The sequence below is a fragment of the Streptomyces sp. NPDC048297 genome, from assembly GCF_043201585.1.
Lineage (GTDB): Bacteria > Actinomycetota > Actinomycetes > Streptomycetales > Streptomycetaceae > Streptomyces.
On record NZ_JBICZA010000003.1, the window covers coordinates 57,247 to 78,478 of the forward strand.

The following is a 21,232-nucleotide window of genomic DNA, read 5'->3' on the forward strand; positions in this document are numbered from 1 at the left end:
TGTTCGCGTGCCACGCGGTTCATGATGGTATGTCAGGTCGGTGAGGGGGCCCGGAGCGTGACAGGCACAGCCTCCAAGATCATGGAGTTCTCACGCGACTTCGCCGAGGCCCTGCCCCCAGTCTCTGCCCCTGCACCTCTGCCCTTCAGCTCCCCTGCCCCCGACTACGGAGTGCCCTTCGCCCCCGGTGCCGGAAAGCGCTGTTCGTTGCGGTCGATCTTGGCGGACAGGGCGGCCAGTGGGTCGATGCCGAGGACCTCGCACAGTTGGAGGAGGTAGGCGAGGACGTCGGCGACCTCGTCGCGGACGCGGTGCGCGGTTTCTGGGTCGTCCATCACCCGGGCCGACTCCTCCGGGGTCAACCACTGGAAGATCTCGACCAGTTCGGAGGCCTCCACGCTGAGGGCGGCCACGAGGTTCTTCGGGGTGTGGTACGGCTGCCAGTCGCGCGCGGCGGCGAACTCGGCCAGCCTGCGCTGGAGTCCGGCCAGGTCAGAGTGTTCCGAGTGTTCCGTCACGGGTTCAGGTGTACCACTGTGACGCCCGGCGTCCCCACCGCCCACGAGGCGTCACTCACCGCGCCCACGCAGCGGATGTGGCCGCGCTCGCCCATCCGGGCCGCCGTCAGCAGCAACTCCCGGCGCTGCCCCGGGTCGAGACACCGGTCGAAACCGTCGGTGAGAAGGGTGAGGGTACGCAGGGCATCGGGCACCTCGCCCGGTGTGTCCATGTCCAGGACGCCCGGACCGGTCAGCAGCACCAGGGCCAGCGCGATGTACCGCAACTCGCCGTCCCCGAGCCGCGCGAGGTCCGCACGGTGGCCGTCGCCGCGATCGAGCAACGCCCGTACGGTGCCGTCGGACAGCGCCTCGGCGACCAGGTCGGTCACCGGCCCGGCGCAGCCGGCGCGCACCACCTCGACCAGCAGGGCGTGCCGCCGGCCGCACTCCGACCGGGTGCGGGCCAGCACGTCGGCGAGGTTGTCACAGCCGGGCAGGAGGTGCCCCGAGCCGACGGGGACAGGGGTGCGCATGGACGCGGGACGCGGATCGCACGCGAAGACGGAGCGCAGCGCGACGACCATCTGCTCGGCAGCCGCGAGCACCTGCCGCTGCCCGTCCGTCTTCCCCGCCACGCGCAGCGGCAGCAGGGCGGTGCCGAGTCGGTCGTCGGGAAGCGGGGCGCGGGTCACCGGGGAGGAGCCCGCGGTGTGCCAGGCGGCCTGGACCGTCCTGCGGCCCGGGTCGCGCAGGGCGGTCTCCAGCAGGACGACTCCGCGTGCGGTCAGGCGCTCGCCCACGATCCGCGGGTACGGCTCGGCCTGTACGGCGACGTCGAGCCGTACCGGCCCCTCGGCGCCGTCGGCCGTACAACCGATGCGGAATCCGCGCCGGCCCTCCGCGTCGGGCCGCGCCCGCTCCGGGACCCAGGCGACCGGGTCCGGGATCACCTCCATGAGCGGCATCCCGCCGCCGAGCCCGGCGAGCGCCTCGAACGCCGCGAACGCGGTCGACTTCCCCGCCCCACTGGGCCCGGCGAACAGGGTGACGGCCCCCAGCGGGAACACCGCCCGCCGGTGCCCGGCGAAGGCGGAGAGCCGTAACTCCGTGACACGGGCCCGGACGTCGGGCACCGGATCCGGATCCTCGCCCCGCGCGTACTGGGCCGGCACGACCGGCGCACCGGATGTCGTGACGTTGACGTCGTATGCCACCGAGGGCCCGGACGGTACGGAGGCGCCGGCGGAGGCGGGGGCGTTGGCGAGGGCGTCGGCGGAGGCGTCGGCGGAGGCGAAGGGCACGGCCATATGCGGACCGTAGAACTCCGCCTCGCGGACGAACCGTTTCGCCCCCGCACCTTCCTACGATCGGGCGAAGCCCGGGAGGCGGGGGCCAAGGACGGCGGGGAGGACGGCGGACGACCGAAGGCGACGGAAACAGCCGAAGAGGGCCGAAGGCCACCGCGGACGGCCTCAGCCCCCCGAGACCCCCGCTCCCTCCATCAGCCCGCTGACCTCCGTGCCGGGCGGGGTGAGCAGGAACACGTTCCGGTCCACGCGGTGCATCCCGCTGCCCAGTCCGAAGACGACGCCGGTGCTGAAGTCGAGGACGCGCTTGGCGACATCGCCCTCCGCGCCGGACAGGTCGAGCAGGACCGGTATTCCCGCCATCAGCGTCTCGGCGACATCGCGCGCGTCCGCGAAGATGTTGACCCGCAGGACGACGAAGCGGCGCCGGGTCTCGGTCTCGGCGTCCGGCAGCGAGCGGTGGTGCACGGCGGACGGCCAGGCGTCCCGGCCCCGCAGCGGCACGACCTGGGCGAGCCCTTCCCACTGTTCATCGGTGACGTCGTAACGGCTCACCGGCTCCCCCCGACCTGACTCGCGTTTCTCGCCTGCACCAGCCAATTCTTACGCCAAGTCACCCGTTCGGCCCAACAGCGACACACTGCGCGAGGGTTTCGGCTTCGTCCCGTCCACCCCGATCCACCCCGACACGCGGGGCACATGTACGAATACATCCCGTTCTTACCGCCCTCACACCCGAATCTTCACGTCGGTCCGTGTCTCACTCACCGGCCGCCACTAGCGTCCGATGCCGTGCATTTGGCAGAGAAACAGTGGGTGACACCCGGGCAGCAGACACGGTCGACGCGGTCCGCCGCCCCCGGCGCCCCGACGACGGATCCCGACTCCCCGGCGCAGTGGCACCGTGTGCTGACCCTGCTCGCCGACGTGAGCCTCTTCATCGGCACCCGCTCGGTGTGGACGCAGGCCGCCACGCACCAGCTCGTCATCGCGGGGGTCATCTCCGTCTGCTACGCCTCGATCCTGGTCAGCGGCGTCCTCGCCCTGACGGTCCGCCGGGCCCGTTCGCTGGCCCGCCTGGACCTCGTGGTGCTGCTGACGGCGATCACGCTGACGCTGTGCAACTGGGCGCTGAACCACGCGGGCGGCGACGAGGCGGCCCTGACCACCCAGGCCGCGCGGGAACTGGTCAACGGGCATGCGATCTACGGCCAGCCGTGGCCCGGGCTGTTCCACGGCAAGGGCGTCGCGCTGACCCCGACGACAGACGGCAGTTACGACTTCACCTACGGCTATCCGCCACTCACCCCGCTGCTGACCGCGCCCTTCCTGTGGCTGCGCCACGGCGGCGCCCCGGCGTCGGCGTCGGCGACGTTCGCGCTGGTCGGCGGCGCGGTGATGCTGTGGCGGATGCTGCCGGGGCCGTGGCGGTCGGCGGCGACGATGGTCTGCCTGGGGTTCGGCTTCCTGCCGTTGTACGCGCGTCAGGGCTATCCGGCGATCGTCGCCATGGTGTTGCTGATCCCGGTGGTGGTGCGCTGGCCGCGGATCGGCCGGGGTGGCCGGCTCGGCCGCTCCGGGATCGCGCAGGCGATGTGCCTGGGTGCCGCGTGCGCGGCCCAGCAGCTTCCGTGGTTCGTGACGCCGTTCCTGCTGGCCGGGATCTACGCGGTGCGCCGGGGCGAGTCGGGCGGCCGGGTGGCCGCCGTGGTGAGCTTGCGGATCCTCGGGATCGCCGCGACGACCTGGCTGCTGCTCAACGCCTACTTCGCCGTGCACGAACCGGGTACCTGGCTCGGTGGGATCGCGCTGCCGCTGACCCAGGGCGCCGTGCTGCACGGCCAGGGCCTGGTGGACATCTCGCTGTACTTCACGCACGGCAGCGACCGGCTCGACTGGTACGGCCACGCGAGCGCGCTGCTCGCCGCGGGACTGCTGGGGCTGTTCGTGCTGTTCGTGCGGCGGCTGGGTCCGGCGGCGACCGTGCTGCCCTGGTGCGCCTTCTATCTGGCGACCCGGTCCCAGGACGGCTACTACCTGATGATGACCCCGCTGTGGCTCGCGGCGGCGATCACCGTGCCCCTGTCGGACTTCACGCACGCCTGGCAGCCGCGGCCCCGGTGGCTGAGGGGGCCGCGCCGCCGGCCGGCGCTGGTCGGAGCGGTGGCCCTGCTGGTGCTGCCCGCACTGATGAGCGCGACCGTGGCGGCGACGGGCGGGACGGTGCTGCGGATGGATCTCGCCAAGGTGCGGCGGGGGTCGGGGAACGCGCTGACGGCGCTGACCCTGCGGGTGACGAACACCGGGAGCGACGCGCTCTCCCCGCACTACATGTTCACCACGGGGCAGGGCTCGAGCCGGTACTGGACCCTCGCGCGCGGCCCGGCCACGATCCCGGCGCACGGCACGGCGACCGTGGAACTGTGGGCGCCCTCCGGCCGGCTGGTGCTGCCGGACAAGAAGAACGCCCAGCTCCGGCTGCGTGCCTTCACCGCGAGCCCGCAGACCCTCTCCACCCGCGATGTACGACGGGCCGAGCTGGGCCTGAAGGGCTGAGGCGAGCCTGAAGGGCTGAGCTGGGCCTGAAGAGCTGAGCTGCTGGAGCCGGAAGGTTCAAGGTCAGGTGGCCGCGCGCGTGAACCGCAGCGTGGCCGCCACCGCGGTCGAGCCGCGCATCACGCCCATCGCGAGGCCCTCTGCGCACAGGCACCGGACACGGCACGGGCACCGGACACAGCACCGGCACGGGCACCAGCACCAGCACCAGACATATCAGATACATCAGACACGCCGGACTCCCGCCAACAGGCCCCCATCGGCACCCCCGACAAGCCCGAAACCCCGCGGGAGAGCCAGGTCACAGCCACGAAGAGGGCAACGTCACAGCACACGCTCCGCTCTCAATTGAGCACTCTGGCCTAGCATCCGAGCCATGACGGTCCTGCCTGACGACGGGCTCTCACTGGCCGCCGAGTTCCCTGACGCGACACACGAGCAGTGGCAACGCCTGGTGGAGGGTGTGCTGCGCAAGTCGGGCAAGGAAGTCTCGGGCGCGGCAGCTGAGGACGCCCTGTCCACGACGCTGGAGGACGGGCTGCGCACCCGCCCCCTCTACACCGCGCGCGACGGCGCGCCCGATCCCGGACTGCCGGGCTTCGCCCCGTTCGTACGCGGCGGCCGTCCCGAGGGGAACTCCACGGGCGGCTGGGACGTACGGCAGCGGCACGCGGCACTCGTCGACGGCACGGCCGGCTCCGTACTGGCCGACCTGGAGAACGGCGTCACCTCGCTGTGGCTGGTGCTCGGCGAGGGCGGCATCCCGGTCGCCGATCTGGCACGGGCCCTGGACGGCGTCTACCTCGACCTGGCGCCGGTCGTCCTGGACGCGGGCCGGGAGACGGAGCAGGCCGCGACCGCGCTGCTGCGGCTGTACGAGGACAAGGGCGTCGCCCCCGAGGCCGTGCGCGGCAACCTGGGCGCCGACCCGCTCGGGTACGAGGCACGGACCGGCAGGCCGCTGGACTTCGCGCCCGTGGCCGCCCTGGCCGCGCGCTGCGCCGAGGGGTACCCGGGCCTGCGGGCCCTCACGGTGGACGCGCTGCCGTACCACGAGGCCGGCGGCTCGGCCGGGCAGGAGCTGGGCGCCTCGCTCGCCACCGGTGTGGCCTATCTGCGGGAGCTGACCGAGGCGGGGCTGTCGGTCGAGCAGGCGGCCGGGCAGCTGGAGTTCCGGTACGCGGCCACCGCCGACCAGTTCCTGACGATCGCCAAGCTGCGTGCGGCGCGCCGGCTGTGGGCGCGGGTCGCCGAGGTGTCCGGGGCGCACGGCGCGGCCGCGCAGGTGCAGCACGCGGTGACCTCGCCGGTGATGATGAGCCGCCGCGACCCGTGGGTGAACATGCTGCGCACGACGGTCGCGACGCTCGCGGCCGGGGTGGGGGGCGCGGACTCCGTGACCGTGCTGCCGTTCGACCACGCGATCGGTCTGCCGGACGCGTTCTCCCGTCGCATCGCGCGCAACACCTCCACGATCCTGCTCGAAGAATCCCATCTGGCCCGGGTCATCGACCCGGCGGGCGGCTCCTGGTACGTGGAACGGCTCACCGACGAACTCGCCCGGGCGGCCTGGGCGTTCTTCCGGACGATCGAGCGTGACGGCGGTCAGGCGGCCGTGCTGCGCTCGGGCCGTATCCGCACGGATCTGGCGACGACCTGGGCCGAGCGCTCCAAGAAGCTCGCCAAGCGGCGCGAACCCATCACCGGGGTCAGCGAGTTCCCGCATCTCGCCGAGAAGCCCGTGGAGCGCGAGCCCGCGCCCGAAGGGCCCACCGGCGGACTGCCGCGCGTGCGCCGCGACGAGGCCTACGAGGCGCTGCGCGCCCGCTCCGACGCCCACCTCGCGGCGACCGGCGCCCGCCCCCGGATCTACCTCGCCACGCTCGGCTCCGCCGCCGAGTACACCGCGCGCTCCACGTTCGCCGCCAACCTGTTCCAGGCGGGCGGCATCGAGCCGGTCACCGAGGGCGCCTTCGAGGACAGCGGTGCCACCGAGGCCGTGCTGTGCTCCAGCGACGCCCTGTACGCCGAGCGGGCCCAGCAGGCCGCCGAGTCCCTCAGGGCGTCCGGCGCCCGGCAGGTGTTCCTCGCGGGCCGCGGGGACCACGCCGGCATCGACGCGTACGTCTTCGCGGGCTGCGACGCTGTGGACATCCTGTCCGCGACCCTCGACCGCATGGGAGTGTCCTGATGGGAATCCCCGACTTCTCCGGCATCGAGCCGGAGAGTGCCGAGGCAGCCGCCGCCGACGGCGGTGCCGAGGAGTGGCGTACGGCCCTGAAGCGGGCGACCGGCGGCGAGGAGCGGCTGTGGGAGACCCCGGAGGGCATCGGGGTCAAGCCGCTGTACACCGGCCGTGACCTGGAGGGCCTGGACTTCCTGGGCACCTACCCGGGCATGACGCCGTATCTGCGCGGCCCGTACCCGACGATGTACGTCAACCAGCCCTGGACGATCCGCCAGTACGCGGGATTCTCCACCGCCGAGGAGTCCAACGCGTTCTACCGGCGCAACCTCGCGGCCGGTCAGAAGGGCCTGTCGGTCGCCTTCGACCTGCCCACGCACAGGGGTTACGACAGCGACCACCCGCGCGTGACGGGTGACGTCGGCATGGCGGGCGTGGCGATCGACTCGATCTACGACATGCGGCAGCTGTTCGACGGGATCCCGCTCGACAGGATGACCGTGTCGATGACGATGAACGGTGCCGTGCTGCCGGTGCTGGCGCTGTACATCGTGGCGGCGGAGGAACAGGGCGTACCGCCCGAGAAGCTGGCCGGAACCATTCAGAACGACATTCTGAAGGAGTTCATGGTCCGCAACACCTACATCTATCCGCCGAAGCCGTCGATGCGGATCATCTCCGACATCTTCGCGTACACCTCGCAGCGGATGCCCCGCTACAACTCGATCTCCATCTCCGGCTATCACATCCAGGAGGCCGGTGCGACGGCCGACCTGGAGCTGGCGTACACGCTCGCGGACGGGGTGGAGTACATCCGCGCCGGGCGTGAAGCGGGCCTGGACGTGGACGCGTTCGCGCCCCGGCTGTCGTTCTTCTGGGCGATCGGCATGAACTTCTTCATGGAGGTCGCCAAGCTGCGGGCGGCCAGGCTTCTTTGGGCCAAGCTGGTGAGGCAGTTCGACCCGAAGAACGCCAAGTCCCTCTCCCTGCGCACGCATTCGCAGACCTCGGGCTGGTCGCTGACCGCGCAGGACGTGTTCAACAACGTCACGCGCACGTGTGTCGAGGCGATGGCGGCGACCCAGGGCCACACCCAGTCGCTGCACACCAACGCCCTGGACGAGGCGCTGGCCCTGCCGACCGACTTCTCGGCGCGCATCGCCCGCAACACCCAGCTGCTCATCCAGCAGGAGTCCGGCACCACCCGGACCATCGACCCGTGGGGCGGCAGCGCGTACGTCGAGAGGCTGACGTACGACCTCGCCCGCAAGGCCTGGGCGCACATCCAGGAGGTCGAGCAGGCGGGCGGCATGGCGCAGGCCATCGACGCCGGCATCCCGAAGCTGCGTGTGGAGGAGGCCGCCGCCCGCACCCAGGCCCGTATCGACTCCGGCCGCCAGCCGGTGATCGGCGTGAACAAGTACCGCGTCGAGAACGACGAGGCGATCGAGGTCCTCAAGGTCGACAACTCCTCCGTGCGCGCCCAGCAGATCGAGAAGCTGCGGCGGCTGCGCGAGGAGCGGGACGAGACCGTCTGCCGGGACGCGCTGGACGCGCTGACGCGGGCGGCGGACGGCGACGGCAACCTGCTGGAGCTGGCCGTGCACGCGGCCCGCGCCAAGGCGACCGTCGGGGAGATCTCGGACGCCCTGGAGAAGGTGTACGGGCGGCACGCGAGCCAGATCCGTACGATCTCCGGCGTGTACCGCAACGAAGCAGGCCAGTCGCCGTCCGTGGACCGCACCCGTGCCCTGGTCGACAGGTTCGAGGAGGCGGAGGGCCGCCGGCCGCGCATCCTGGTCGCCAAGATGGGCCAGGACGGCCATGACCGCGGCCAGAAGGTGATCGCCACGGGCTTCGCCGACCTCGGCTTCGACGTCGACGTCGGCCCGCTGTTCCAGACGCCGGAGGAGGTCGCCCGCCAGGCGGTCGAGGCGGACGTCCATGTGGTCGGCGTGTCCTCGCTGGCCGCCGGTCACCTCACCCTCGTACCGGCGCTGCGCGAGAAGCTCGCCGAGGAGGGCCGGGAGGACATCATGGTCGTGGTCGGCGGTGTGATCCCGCCGCAGGACGTGCCGACGCTGCTGGAGATGGGCGCGGTGGAGGTGTTCCTGCCCGGGACGGTGATCCCGGACGCGGCGTACGACCTGGTGCGGCGGCTGTCGGCCGACCTCGGCCACGAGCTGTAGAGAAGCGCGCGATGCCACCGATCGATCTCGGCACCTATGTGAAGGGTGTGCTCGACGGGAAGCGGGCCCTGGTGGCCCGCGCCATCACCCTCGTCGAGTCCACCCGGCCGCAACACCGGTCACTGGCGCAGGAGTTGCTCACGGAGCTGCTCCCTCACAGCGGCCGGGCGCGGCGGATCGGCATCAGCGGGGTGCCGGGGGTCGGCAAGTCGACGTTCATCGACGCGTTCGGCACGCTGCTGACCTCGCTGGGCCACCGGGTCGCCGTCCTCGCCGTGGACCCGTCCTCGACCCGCACCGGCGGCTCCATCCTGGGCGACAAGACCCGGATGGAGCGGCTCGCGGTCGATGCGAACGCCTTCGTCCGGCCCTCCCCCAGCGCGGGCACGCTGGGCGGTGTCGCCAAGGCCACCCGCGAGTCGATGGTGGTCATGGAGGCGGCGGGCTACGACGTGATCCTGGTCGAGACCGTCGGCGTCGGCCAGTCGGAGACCGCGGTCGCGGACATGGTCGACACCTTCCTGCTGCTGACGCTGGCCCGCACCGGCGACCAGTTGCAGGGCATCAAGAAGGGTGTCCTGGAGCTGGCCGACGTGATCGCCGTCAACAAGGCGGACGGCCCGCACGAGCGGGACGCGAGGGCCGCCGCCCGCGAACTGGCGGGCGCGCTGCGGCTGATGCACGGCAAGGACGCGTTCTGGAACCCGCCGGTGCTGCACTGCAGCGCCCGGGAGTCGACGGGTCTGGAGACGGTCTGGGAGCGGCTGGAGCAGCATCGCACCCTGCTCGAGTCCACCGGCCGGCTCGCCGCCAAACGCCGCGACCAGCAGGTCGGCTGGACCTGGTCGATGGTCCGCGACGAACTCCTCGGCCGCCTGCACGCCTCCCCCGCGGTGCGCGACGCCGCCCCTCTCCTCGAACAGCAGGTCAGGGACGGCTCGTTGACGGCGACACTGGCGGCGGAGCGGATCCTGCGCGCCTTCGAGGGCGGGCCGGCCCCGGACGCGTGAGGCGTGTGGGGTGCCAGGTGAGGTGTGCGGGTGCAGGGTTCGGGCTTCGGTTTCGGGTTCGGGCTTCGGGTTCGGGCGATGACCCGACAGGTAATCGCCCGCACCGCGTGCGGCTGCCAGGATCGTCCGTGTACCGAGGCCCTGCCGACCGGAAGGACGCCCGACATGACCGCCTACGCCATCGCCCACCTCCGGGACGCTGCCCCGCACCCGGAGATCGCCGAGTACATCGAGCGCATCCCCGCCACCTTCGCGCCGTACGGCGGCCGGTTCCTCGTGCACGCCACGCAGCACGAGGTGAAGGAGGGCAGCTGGCCCGGACATGTGGTGGTGATCGGGTTTCCCGGGATCGCCGAGGCGCGGGCCTGGTGGGACTCGCCCGCCTACCAGGAGATCGCCCCTCTGCGCTCGCGGCACATCAAGGGCGACATCCTCCTCGTCGAGGGCGTCCCCGACGACTACGACGCCACGACCACCGCGAAGGCGATGCGGGAGAGTCTTCCGGGGCTGTGAGGGCTGTCGAGCCGTGCCGGCCCGACGGCGGCTTCACCGAGCCCGCCCTCGCCGACCCGTCCGCGCCCGAGCACTCCTGCCCCGAGCACTCCTGCCCCGGGCACTTCTGCCCCGAGCACTCCTGCCCCGAGCACTTCTGCCCCAGGCTCGCCCACCCGGCCTCCAAGGCCGCAGTGAACATGCTGACCGTGCAGTGCGCGACGGCCTTCGGCGGAATCCGGATCAACGCCGCCGACCCCGGCTTCACCGCCACCGGCCTGGACCGCGACACCGGCACCCGGACGGTCGAGCAGGGCGCCGAGGTCATCGTCCGCCTGGCCCTCCTCGACGCCGTCGGGCCCACCGGCACGTTCCAGAACGCGGCGGGCGTCCTGCCCTGGTGGGACGGGGCGCCCACGGGCGCCGGTGGGGGGCGCCCGAGATGCCCGGTGGCGGTTGTGGCATGAGACTGGGAGCCGGTGCGGGGTGACAGCCGGTGCGGCGTGATCGGTGCAGCGATGCCCCACGTGTGCGTCCGGCCGCCACCAGCGCGCCTCCGTTCCGCGCCGGGCAGGCGACCCGTACGGCGTAGCCCACCGGCACCTGAGGAGGTTCATCGTGAAGGATCTGCCCCCGCCGCCCACCCCGACGCTGGAACCCGCGGCGCGGGAACTCGCCGACGCCACCGCTCCCCACCCCCGCATCTACGAGATCCCGCCCGAGCAGGGCCGCGACCTCCTCGCCGGCCTCCAGACCGGCCAGGGCGTGGCCAAGCCGGAGATCGACGAGGAGTGGGTCAGCGTCGACGCCGACAAGTGGGGCACCGTACGGACCCGGATCGTCAAGCCCCGGGGCATGGACGGCCCGCTGCCGGTGATCGTCCACATCCACGGCGCCGGCTGGGTCTTCGGGGACGAGAACACCCATGACAGGCTGGTGCGGGAGCTGGCCGTCGGCGCGGCCGCGGCCGTCGTGTTCCCGGTGTACGACCGCGCGCCCGAGGCCCGGTACCCCACCCAGATCGAGCAGAACTACGCGGTCGCCCGGTGGGTGGTGTCCCAGGGCGCCGAGTACGGTCTCGACGCCTCGCGCATGGTCGCCTGCGGCGACTCCGTCGGCGGCAACATGGCCGCGGTGCTCGCCCAGATGGCCAAGGACCGCGGCGACGTCCGTATCCTCGCCCAGGTGCTGCTCTACCCGGTGACCGACGCGAACTTCGACACCCCGTCGTACCTGCAGTTCGCCGACGGCTACTACCTCACCCGGGACGGCATGGTCTGGTTCTGGGACCAGTACACGACCGACGACTCGCAGCGCAAGGAACGCTACGCGGCTCCGCTGCTCGCCTCCCTCGACGACCTCAAGGGCCTGCCGCCCGCCCTGGTGATCACCGACGAGGCCGACGTGCTGCGCGACGAGGGCGAGGCCTACGCCGCCCGGCTGCGGGAGGCCGGCGTACCGGTCACCGCCGTGCGTGTCCTCGGGATGGTGCACGACTTCATGATGCTGGACAGCCTTCGCGACTGTCACGCCACCAACGTGGCCCGCAGCATCGCCGTCGCCGCGATCAGGGAAGCCCTGCAAGGCAGTTGAGCCCACGGCGGCCGACGCCCGCCGCACCACGGGGGACGGCGGCCGGCCGCCGGTACGCCCCTACGGCCGCTCCCGCTCCCCCAGTGCCACTGCCGCCGTCGTCGGCGGCGGTGCCTGGGCGGACACCGTGAGCAGGGCGTTCACCGCGGCGCCGACCCGGTCGGCGACGGCGTCGGGTGAGGTGGCGTCGAACTTGCCGTCGAGGTGCAGGAAGGCCAGGCCGTGGACCACGGCCCACACCCCGGCCGCCAGGGCCTCCGGGTCGGAGCCGGGGAACGCGTGGCGGACCATGCCGCCGACGTAGTCGGAGATGGCGGCGGTGGCGGCGAGCCGCTCCTCGCTGTCCGGGTCGCAGGGCTCGGCGAACATCACCCGGAACAGGGCCGGCCGCTCGAGTGCGAAGCGGACGTAGGCGGTGGCGACGGCCGCGAGATCCTGCGGGGCCGACGACACCGGGTGCGCCGCGGCCAGCCGCTCGGCCAGCTCGCGGTAGCCGACGGCCGCGACCGCGGAGACGAGCGCGTCGCGGTCGGCGTAGTGGCGGTAGGGAGCCGTGGGGGAGACGCCGGCGCGGCGGGCCACCGCACGCAGCGACAGGCCGGCGGAGCCGTCCTCCTCCAGCAGTTCCAGCGCGGCGCGCAGGCACGCCGCACGCAGATCGCCGTGGTGGTACGTGGCATTCAACGGGGGCATGGATCACTCTCACGCGTGTTCGCGGTGCTGACATCACTCGCTTGATGTGAGCGCTGCATACACCATAGGCGATCGAGAGGATGCCCCGGACGTCCAGCGACCTGTTCTCACCGCTGCCCCCGCACCGGCGCCGGGGTCCGGCGGTGGGGGGCGACCTGGACCGACACGGCGGCGGTAGATCGCGGACCTGCTCACCTGGGCGCGGGCCACCACGGCGTCCAGGACGACCCCGGTGACCCGCTCGGCGACGGTTGAGCCGCCTCGCGGACGCGCCCCACCGAGTCGTACCGCCCCAACTGCCCTTGTGACAAACCGGGTTCCGACAACGTGGCCAGGGACCCGCCGAGGACGATCCATGCCTCGACCTCACCGATCCGCTCCCCGTCCGGCCGGACCGCCTCGCCTGCGTATCCGCGCGGCGGCGCGCGGACTCCGGTTGCCTGGAGAGGAGTTCGGCGCGGGCGGTGCGCGCCTCGTGGCCCGCCTGCCGGTCTCCGAGCCCGGAGGGCGTGCTCTGCGGTGGCGGCGGCCTCGCGCAGCCGGCCGGCGCGCCACGCGTTCTCCCACAGGGTCGACAGGACCGTCCCGAGCAGCATCGGAGCCCGAACTCCTTGACGTGACCGGTGCCGAGGCGAGTCGGCCGTGTTGCGGCGGAGCCGGACTTGTCAGTCGGTGGTGGCGATCGTCTCGCCGAGTGCGGCGAGGGAGTCGGCGAGTTGGTCCATCCAGACCGAGACGGGCCGGCCGCCTTCGGACTGGAGGGCGACGAACGCGCCGTCGTAGCCGGCCATTCCGAAGGGCGCGAGGGACTCCGCGATCTTGTCGGCGGTCTCTTCACCCGCGCTCGCGAAGGACGAGCGGATCATGTGCCCCATGTAGGCGCGCCCCTCGTCGCGGACCGCGATCACGGTCTGCAGGGCCTCGGGGGCCTCCGCCGCCTCGCGGCTCATCACCAGCACGAGCAGCAGGCGGAGGAACTCCTCGCCGTTCTCCATGACGTCGCCCGTCCGGCGCATGTACCAGCGGAGCAGGTCGCGGGGGCTGCCCTCCGTGGGCGGGTTGCGGTGTGCTTCGCGCATGGCGGCGAAGAAGGCGTGCGCGCCCTGCTCCATGACCGCCGAGAGCAGCCCGGCCTTGGATGCGAAGTGGTGATAGAAGGCGCTCTTCGGCAGGCCGGTCTCTTTGACGAGCACCGACATCGACGTGCCGGCGTAGCCGCGCACGGACATCACCCGGGCTGCCGCGTCGAGGATCTCCTGCCGTGACCGGCGACCGCGGCGGTTGGTGCGTGTTTCCGGCGCGGGCGGCTCGATCATCTCCACCTTCCAGAGTGTAGGCGAGGCCGTCCCGGCCATCCCCCACCAGGGCCGTTCGCCGGCTCTCGCCATCCCCACCAGGGCCGATCACCGGCGCTCGCCGTCGTCACCAGGTCTCGCCGGCGGCGGGAAATTCCGTGCGCGGAATCTCTTGACGTGTCGTGGACGTGCGCTGCTACCTTCAGAATCGTACCGACCGATCGGTCCAATACTTCCCCCTCCCTGCGTTCGAGCCTGACCCACGGAGCCAGCGCATGACCAAGAACTACGACGCGGATCAAGTCCGGCACGGACAGGAAGACGAAGGTCGCCGTCATCGGGTCGGGCAACATCGGCACCGACCTGATGATCAAGATCATGCGCACCGCACAGCATCTCCAGATGGGGGTCATGGTCGGCATCGACCCGGCCTCCGACGGCCTGGCGCGCGCCGCGCGTCTCGGGTTCGAGACCACCACCGAGGGTGTGGACGGGCTGCTGAAGTCGCCGCAGATCGACGAGTTCGGCATCGTCTTCGACGCCACCTCCGCCCGTGCGCACAGGACCAACGACGAGAAGCTGCGCCCGCTCGGCATGCGCGTGATCGACCTGACGCCGGCCGCGATCGGTCCGTACGTCGTCCCGGCGGTCAATCTCGAGGAGCACCTCGACGCGCCGAACGTCAACATGGTCACCTGTGGTGGCCAGGCCACGATCCCGGTCGTGGCCTCGATCAGCCGGGTCGTCCCGGTGGCGTACGCGGAGATCGTCGCCTCGATCGCCGCCAGGTCGGCCGGCCCCGGCACCCGGGCCAACATCGACGAGTTCACCGAGACCACCTCGGCGGCGATCGTGCGGGTCGGCGGCGCCGAGCGGGGCAAGGCGGTCATCATCCTCAACCCGGCCGAGCCGCCGCTGATGATGCGTGACACGGTCTTCGCCCTGGTCACCCTGCCCGAGGGCGAGGACGGCGGGAGGGCGAAGGCCGAGATCACCGAATCGGTCCGCACGATGGTCGCCGAGGTCTCGGCGTACGTGCCGGGCTACCGGATGGTCCAGGACGTCCAGATCACCGCGATCCCGGCCGACCAGCCCGTCGAGACCCTGCTCGCCGACGGGGCGACCACGCGGCCGACCCACCAGGTGTCGGTCTTCCTCAGGGTCGAGGGCGCGGGCATGTACCTGCCGGCGTACGCCGGGAACCTCGACATCATGACCTCGGCCGCCGTCCGGATGGCCGAGAAGATCGCCGCCGCGAAGGAGGCCACGCAGTGAGCACCCCGATCTCCGTCCAGGACGTCACCCTCCGCGACGGCATGCACGCCGTACGGCACCGCATCACGACCGACGACGTCCGACGCATCGTCGTGGCCCTGGAGGACGCCGGTGTCGACGCGATCGAGGTCGCCCACGGCGACGGCCTCGCCGGCGGCTCACTCAACTACGGCCCGGGGTCGCACACCGACTGGGAGTGGATCGAGGCCGCCGCGTCGGTCCTGAGAACCGCCCGTCTCACCACGCTGCTGCTGCCGGGCGTGGGGACCGTCCACGAACTCAGGCGCGCCTACGACCTCGGTGTCCGCTCGGTGCGGGTGGCCACCCACTGCACCGAGGCCGACGTCTCCGCACAGCACATCGCCGCCGCCCGCGAGCTGGGCATGGACGTCTCCGGCTTCCTGATGCTCTCCCACATGGCCGGACCCGAACAGCTCGCGCGGCAGGCCAAGTTGATGGAGTCGTACGGTGCCCGGTGCGTCTACGTCACCGACTCCGGCGGCCGGCTGACGATGAACGACGTCGCCGCCCGGGTGCGCGCCTACCGCGACGTCCTCGAACCGGAGACCGAGATCGGCATCCACGCCCACGAGAACCTCTCGCTCTCCGTCGCCAACTCCGTGGTCGCGGTCGAGAACGGCGTCCGCCGGGTCGACGCCTCCCTCGCCGGGCACGGCGCGGGTGCGGGCAACTGCCCCATCGAGGCCTTCATCGCCGTGGCGAACCTGTCGGGCTTCACGCACAACTGCGACCTGTTCAAGCTGCAGGACGCGGCCGACGACATCGTCCGCCCCCTCCAGGACCGCCCGGTCCGGGTCGACCGCGAGACCCTCACGCTGGGCTACGCCGGTGTCTACTCCAGCTTCCTGCGGCACGCGGAGAGCGCCGTGCAGCGGTACGGGGTCGACGTCCGCGAGATCCTGATGGAATCCGGTCGGCGCCGGCTGGTCGGCGGCCAGGAGGACATGATCCTCGACATCGCCCTCGGCCTGGCCGCCGACCGCTGAAATCCACCGCGCCGAAGCGAATGTTTCTGGCCATGCGTGCACTCTCGTTGACCTTTGGGGCACATGACACAACATCAGCTTCAACCGCGCTGAACACGCCTTTTCACTTGGTTCGTCGTTGTCGACGCCTTCGCCACCACGAATGTCGACCTGCCGCACGCGACGACCCAAGAAGAAGAGGCCTCGGTGAAAAAGAAGACATATAACGGGTACTCTCCCTTTTCTTATCTCACGCCTCACGATGATTTCCGGGTCTTCGATCTGGCCGCCGAACAGGACCGTGTGGCACCGCACGAGCTGCCGCTGAGCGCCGAACAGGAAAGCCGCGCTCAGCGGCTGCTCGACGAGAACGTGGTGGTCTCGCTGCACGACCACCCCGTCCGCCTGCCGGAACGGACGGAGGAACTGGGCGAGTACCGGCGGTCGGCCCATGTCGCCATGGGCTACGAGGGGCTCAGCCGGTCCGGTCTCGACGCGGTCTTCGACAACTTCGGGGACGCGGGCGGGCCCTGGCTGCAGACCGTGACCGAGCTGGGCATGCGGCTGTGCGACATCGCCCATCAGGACCTCGTCCAGGTCGCCACCACCACCGCCGCGATGCGCGGCGCCCGCACTTCGGGCAAGGTCGCGCTGGTGGTGGGCCTGGAGGGAGCGGAGCCGATCGAGGACGACATCGATCGCATCGACGTGCTCTACGGGCTGGGCGTACGGCAGTTGGGCATCGTCTACCGGAAGGAGAACGCGCTCGGCTACGGGCTCGGGGCGCCCGAGGACCGGGGACTGACGGACCTGGGCCGCCGGGCGGTGCGGCGGATGAACCAGCTCGGCATGGCCATCGACCTCTCGCACGCCGGCGACCGCACCTCGCTGGACGTGATCGAGGCGAGCGAGCAGCCGGTGCTCATCACGCACGCCGGCGCCCGCGCCGTGTGGGACAGCATCAGGATGAAGCCCGACGAGGTGATCACGGCGTGTGCGGCCAAGGGCGGCCTGATCGGCCTGGAAGCCGCTCCGCACACCACGATCAGCCCGCAGCACCGGCGCCACAGCATCGAGTCGGTGATGGACCACTTCCGGTACTGCGTGGACCTGGTGGGGATCGAGCACGTCGCCTTCGGCCCCGACACCTTCTTCGGAGACCATGTCGGCCTGCACGGGGCCCTCGCCAAGAAGCTCGACCTGGACGCCGTCTTCGCCGCCGGGCCGCCCTTCGAGCGCACGGAGTACGTCGCCGGTCTGGAGAACCCGGCCGAGTGCTTCCCCAACATCGTCCGCTGGCTGGTCCTTCACGGTTATTCCGACGAACAGATCGGCGCGGTCATCGGCGGCAACGTCCTGCGCGCGCTCGACCAGATCTGGAGCCCGACATCATGGTGATCGCCCACTCCGACCGCGCCGACCGCTCCGCCCGCGCCTCGTCCTGGCTTCCCGACGCTCCCTGGATCTCCGCCGAACAACGCGCGTGGTTCAAGGAACACGTGTCCGGCTGGCTCGGCGCGAACGCGGCGATGCCCGTGCTGCCCCGGCCGCGTCCCTACGTCCCCTCCCCGCGCAGGGCCGCGCTGTCGCGCGATCGCGCCCGGTCCGTGCCGGAGTTCTTCCGCAACTGCCTGCGTGTGTACGAGGCGGTGCTGAGCGGTGACGTCCTCCCGGCCGTGGAGCGAGCCATCTACGGGGGCCTCCCCGCGCACCAGGGCCTGGAGTTCCATCGTGCGCTCGGTCCGGCCGCGCTGACCATCCCGCTCAGCTTCCGCACCGACGAGTCCATGAGCGGCAAGCTCTACGAGGTCCAGGTGCCCGGCTCCGGCTGGGGCGAGTACCTCCTGCTGAGCGACTACTACGCGACCTTCCACGGCCGTGAGCGCGTCGGGACGGACGCCGCCGGTACGGCGGAGGCCTATGTCGGGGCGCTGCGCCGCACGTTCGGCACGGACGACCCGTGCCTGATGCACCTGGTCGACACGTCCTCGGGGCAGACGGGCACGCGGTACTTCATCGAGCGGGCACGCGCCGCCGGCGCCCGGTACTACGGCGCGGACCCCGGAGTCGGCGCGGCCGACGTCGTTCACATCAAGTCGCACTTCTGGCAGGCGTTGCTGACCGAGTTCCACTCCGCGCAGCACCTGCCCAGGGCGGCGAACGAACCGGCCCTGTACGACCGTTCCCTGAACTGGCTCTTCACCACCAAGGTGATGACGGCACTGCCCTTCTGGCGGCTGACCGCGGAGTTCTTCACCGACCAGGACCGGGATCTGTTCCCCTACACCGCGGTCCTGGAGGAGGACGGCGTCCAGTTGCCGGACGGCCGGCTCGTCTCCCGCGAGGAGTTCGTCGCGGAGGAGCTTCCCGGGTCGAGGTACTTCCTGAAGTACGCCGACGCCGACGTCGCGAGGGGAAGCTGCGGCCAGGGCATCCATGTGCTGGACGGTGTCTCGACGCAGTCGCTGTCCGCGCTGGACCTGGCCTGGCAGGAGTCGGGCGAGGGCAGCACCTGGATCGTGCAGCGGGCGGTCGACGACACGTCGTACGAGGTGGATCCGGACCTGGCGGGATGGACGCCGAAACTGAGTGTGCTGTGCTCCCTCGGCGAGTACCTCGGCTCGCTGATCCTCTTCGGCAAGGGCCCCGTCGTGCACGCCCGTACAAGCGTCGCGGCGACCGTCTGCGCGCAGACCACGGCACCGGACCTGCGGATCGACGGGGCCATGGCATGACGTCGGAGCGGTTGATGCGGCTGGCCGCGTCCGTGAAGGGGCTCGGTTATCACCCCAGCGGGTGGCGCTACCCGGGCGCGGCGACGACCGCGGACCTCGGCTTCTACACGCAGATGGCCCACCTCGCGGAACGGGGCCTGTTCGACCTGCTGTTCGTGCCGGACCGGCTCGCCGTCGCCATGTACGACTCACCGCCGGGGGCGTTGGGACGGTCCTGCGCGGTGACCGACCTGGAACCGCTCACGCTGTTGGCGGCGCTCGCCCCCGTCACCCGTCACCTCGGCCTCGCCGCCACCGTGTCCACGACCTTCACCGAGCCGTACCACATCGCGCGCAGCTTCGCCTCGCTGGACCACATCAGCGCGGGCCGGGCGGCGTGGAACGTGGTGACGTCCACCCTGGACGAGGAGGCGCACAACTTCGGGATGAAGGGGATGCCGGCCAAGGCGGAACGCTACGCGCGTGCGCGAGAGGCCGTGGACGTGGTCACCCGGCTCTGGAAGAGCTGGGAAGCGGACGCCTTCGTCCGGGACACGTCCAGCGGGAAGTACTTCGACCCGGACAAAGTGCACTACCTCGACCACCAGGGCCAGTTCTTCCAGGTGCGCGGACCGCTGAACGTGCCCCGGCCCCCGCAGGGCCGCCCTGTGATCATCCAGGCGGGCGCCTCGCCCGGCGGACGGGAACTGGCCGCCGAGACCGCCGACGTCGTGTACACGGTCCAGAACACCCTCGAAGCCGCGCAGGCGTACTACACCGACGTCAAGAACCGCATGGCCGCCTACGGGCGGCGCCCCGACGAACTGCTCGTCATGCCGGGCATCCTCTCCGTGGTGGCGGACACCGAGGCCGAGGCACGCGCCAAGTACCAGGCCATGCAGGAGAACGTCGACCCGATGCTCGGCCTGGCCCACCTCTCCCTCATGGTGGGCGACCTGTCCTCCTACGACCTGGACGGCCCGGTGCCGCCCATCCCTGAGGACGCCAGGGTGCCCTCCCGCCGCCGTGTGTGGACGAACCTGGCGCGCGAACGCGGCCTCACCATACGGCAGTTCTTCCAGACCATCGCCATCGCCAACGGCCACCTGGAGGCCGTCGGCACCCCGGGGCAGATCGCCGATGTCATGGAGGAATGGTTCACCGAAGGAGCCGCTGACGGATTCAACGTGATGTCCGCCGTGGCACCGGCCAGTCTCGACGAATTCACCCGGTACGTCGTGCCGGAACTGCAACGCCGCGGTCTGTTCCGCACCGCGTACGAGAGACGGACACTCCGCGAGAACCTGGGACTGAACTAGGAGGTCATTCCCTCCCGTTGTTTCATCCCGAGATGCGGATTTCATCCAGTGATGTCGGACAGCGCCGGGAGGCGGTGGCCCCGCCGTCGAACTGGGCGAAGAATGAGCATGCCGGCCTCACCGCCGGTTTGGCTCCACCCGGAAAAGCATAGTTGATTCCAGAAATACGGTTGTGCGCAAATCAAACCCGAGATATATTGGGGGCGCATCAGCATAACCCGATGCAGTAGGGGGTAAGGGTGAAGGATGCGGCATTCAATCAGTTAACGCATGCCAGGAGATATTTCGAAGCGAAATCCGCCGTCTACGACGAAAACGCACGCGGATGGTACGGAAGGCTGACGGACGCCCTGCTCTCACAGGCCCTGGACCTGTCGGTGTTTTCTCGACTGCCTGACGGTTTCAGGTTTCTCGACGTCGGCGGTGGGGCCGGACGCTGGACGGAGCGGATCGCCACGGCGAACCCGGAGAGTTCCGGCGTCCTGCTCGACGTGAGCCCAGGCATGGTGAGACATGCCGAGAGGCGTGCCACCCGCTGCGGATACGCCCACCGGGTCCGCCACATCAACGGTGACGTCGACGAAGCGGGGGAGCTACTGGCGGGGATGACGTTCGACCTGATCATCAACACCCACCATCTGCTGGGCTTCTTCCACTCCCCTGACCTCGTCCTCGGTTCCATCGTCCCCCTGCTGACGGACCACGGCCTGATGGTGTCCGTACTGCCCAGCCGCTGGCACGCCGCCTTCGGGGACCTGAGCGTCGGAGACGCCGAACGGGCCCGCAGGAGCCTGTCCGGCCTTTCGTGGGAGGCCCACGAGGCGCCCTACGGGCACCTGTTCACTCCCGGAGAGGTGCGCATGCTGCACACCTCGTCGAAGCTCACCGTCGATCTGCTGACCGGTTTCCCGTGTCTGATCTATCCCGACCCGCCAGGCGTCGCTTCGCCGTCGGCGGAGTCCGCCGAGGACTTCCTGCGCGACGACACGTTCTTCCGCGAGGTACTCGCCATGGAGACCGAATTGCTGATCGACCCTGACGCGGGCGCGCGGGGCGCCAACCTCTTCGTCGTGGCCTCGCGCGTTCAGCCGGCCGAAGCCTGATCGGCGCCCTCCTTC

General features: G+C 71.0%; 18 protein-coding genes. 13 read left to right on the plus strand and 5 right to left on the minus strand.

From position 1 onward, the window contains the following. Positions 1–164 precede the first annotated feature (164 nt). From ACGFYV_RS04125 to ACGFYV_RS04135, 3 genes are all read right to left on the minus strand, one after another. Complete coding sequence (locus tag ACGFYV_RS04125) at positions 165–518, minus strand: nucleotide pyrophosphohydrolase (protein WP_393876784.1); 354 nt, start codon at positions 516–518, stop codon at positions 165–167. Further along, on the minus strand, positions 515–1,807 hold the full coding sequence (locus ACGFYV_RS04130; RefSeq protein ID WP_393876785.1) for an AAA family ATPase: 1,293 nt from the start codon (positions 1,805–1,807) through the stop codon (positions 515–517). Before ACGFYV_RS04130 ends, ACGFYV_RS04125 begins: the two co-directional genes overlap by 4 nt. A 165-nt stretch (positions 1,808–1,972) precedes the next feature. Further along, positions 1,973–2,362 carry a cell division protein SepF gene (locus ACGFYV_RS04135; protein ID WP_393876786.1) on the minus strand — a complete coding sequence of 130 codons (390 nt, stop codon included), beginning with the start codon at positions 2,360–2,362 and terminating at the stop codon, positions 1,973–1,975. A gap of 261 nt (positions 2,363–2,623) precedes the next feature. Between ACGFYV_RS04135 and ACGFYV_RS04140 the strand changes: the two genes are divergently transcribed. From ACGFYV_RS04140 to ACGFYV_RS04170, 7 genes are all read left to right on the plus strand, one after another. After that, on the plus strand, positions 2,624–4,363 hold the full coding sequence (locus ACGFYV_RS04140) for a hypothetical protein (RefSeq protein ID WP_393876787.1): 1,740 nt from the start codon (positions 2,624–2,626) through the stop codon (positions 4,361–4,363). Positions 4,364–4,739: 376 nt separating this feature from the next. After that, on the plus strand, positions 4,740–6,554 hold the full coding sequence (locus ACGFYV_RS04145) for a methylmalonyl-CoA mutase family protein (protein ID WP_393876788.1): 1,815 nt from the start codon (positions 4,740–4,742) through the stop codon (positions 6,552–6,554). Continuing rightward, positions 6,554–8,737 (plus strand): methylmalonyl-CoA mutase, encoded by a 2,184-nt coding sequence (gene scpA, locus ACGFYV_RS04150; RefSeq protein WP_393876789.1) that lies wholly within the window; start codon positions 6,554–6,556, stop codon positions 8,735–8,737. Before ACGFYV_RS04145 ends, scpA begins: the two co-directional genes overlap by 1 nt. 11 nt (positions 8,738–8,748) lie before the next feature. Then, positions 8,749–9,747 (plus strand): methylmalonyl Co-A mutase-associated GTPase MeaB, encoded by a 999-nt coding sequence (meaB, locus tag ACGFYV_RS04155; protein ID WP_393876790.1) that lies wholly within the window; start codon positions 8,749–8,751, stop codon positions 9,745–9,747. 165 nt (positions 9,748–9,912) lie between these two features. Then, positions 9,913–10,260 carry a DUF1330 domain-containing protein gene (locus ACGFYV_RS04160; protein WP_393876791.1) on the plus strand — a complete coding sequence of 116 codons (348 nt, stop codon included), beginning with the start codon at positions 9,913–9,915 and terminating at the stop codon, positions 10,258–10,260. Continuing rightward, a complete protein-coding gene (locus tag ACGFYV_RS04165) occupies positions 10,257–10,706 on the plus strand; it encodes a hypothetical protein (protein WP_393876792.1) in 450 nt (149 codons plus the stop codon). The genes ACGFYV_RS04160 and ACGFYV_RS04165 overlap by 4 nt, the downstream gene beginning before the upstream one ends. A gap of 148 nt (positions 10,707–10,854) precedes the next feature. Further along, positions 10,855–11,832, plus strand: coding sequence for an alpha/beta hydrolase (locus ACGFYV_RS04170; RefSeq protein ID WP_393876977.1), 978 nt, complete (start codon positions 10,855–10,857; stop codon positions 11,830–11,832). Between the two features lie 60 nt (positions 11,833–11,892). On the opposite strand, the gene ACGFYV_RS04175 is transcribed toward ACGFYV_RS04170, so the two are convergent. Further along, positions 11,893–12,525, minus strand: coding sequence for a TetR/AcrR family transcriptional regulator (locus tag ACGFYV_RS04175; RefSeq protein WP_393876793.1), 633 nt, complete (start codon positions 12,523–12,525; stop codon positions 11,893–11,895). 665 nt (positions 12,526–13,190) lie between these two features. After that, positions 13,191–13,841, minus strand: coding sequence for a TetR/AcrR family transcriptional regulator (locus ACGFYV_RS04180; protein ID WP_393876978.1), 651 nt, complete (start codon positions 13,839–13,841; stop codon positions 13,191–13,193). Positions 13,842–14,186: 345 nt separating this feature from the next. Here ACGFYV_RS04180 and ACGFYV_RS04185 point away from each other — a divergent pair, with 345 nt between their 5' ends. From ACGFYV_RS04185 to ACGFYV_RS04210, 6 genes are all read left to right on the plus strand, one after another. Further along, positions 14,187–15,095: an acetaldehyde dehydrogenase (acetylating) gene (locus tag ACGFYV_RS04185; protein WP_393876794.1), complete on the plus strand. Its 909-nt coding sequence runs from the start codon at positions 14,187–14,189 to the stop codon at positions 15,093–15,095. Then, entirely contained in the window at positions 15,092–16,102 is a 1,011-nt protein-coding gene (dmpG, locus tag ACGFYV_RS04190; RefSeq protein ID WP_393876795.1) for a 4-hydroxy-2-oxovalerate aldolase, read from the plus strand. Before ACGFYV_RS04185 ends, dmpG begins: the two co-directional genes overlap by 4 nt. A gap of 282 nt (positions 16,103–16,384) precedes the next feature. Continuing rightward, positions 16,385–17,479: a dipeptidase gene (locus tag ACGFYV_RS04195; protein ID WP_393876796.1), complete on the plus strand. Its 1,095-nt coding sequence runs from the start codon at positions 16,385–16,387 to the stop codon at positions 17,477–17,479. Beyond that, the gene (locus ACGFYV_RS04200) at positions 17,473–18,816 is read left to right on the plus strand and encodes a hypothetical protein (protein ID WP_393876797.1); all 1,344 of its coding nucleotides are present in this window, start codon (positions 17,473–17,475) and stop codon (positions 18,814–18,816) included. The genes ACGFYV_RS04195 and ACGFYV_RS04200 overlap by 7 nt, the downstream gene beginning before the upstream one ends. Continuing rightward, positions 18,813–20,114: an LLM class flavin-dependent oxidoreductase gene (locus ACGFYV_RS04205; protein ID WP_393876798.1), complete on the plus strand. Its 1,302-nt coding sequence runs from the start codon at positions 18,813–18,815 to the stop codon at positions 20,112–20,114. Before ACGFYV_RS04200 ends, ACGFYV_RS04205 begins: the two co-directional genes overlap by 4 nt. Before the next feature lie 239 nt (positions 20,115–20,353). Continuing rightward, positions 20,354–21,217, plus strand: coding sequence for a class I SAM-dependent methyltransferase (locus ACGFYV_RS04210; protein WP_393876799.1), 864 nt, complete (start codon positions 20,354–20,356; stop codon positions 21,215–21,217). Positions 21,218–21,232 lie beyond the last annotated feature (15 nt).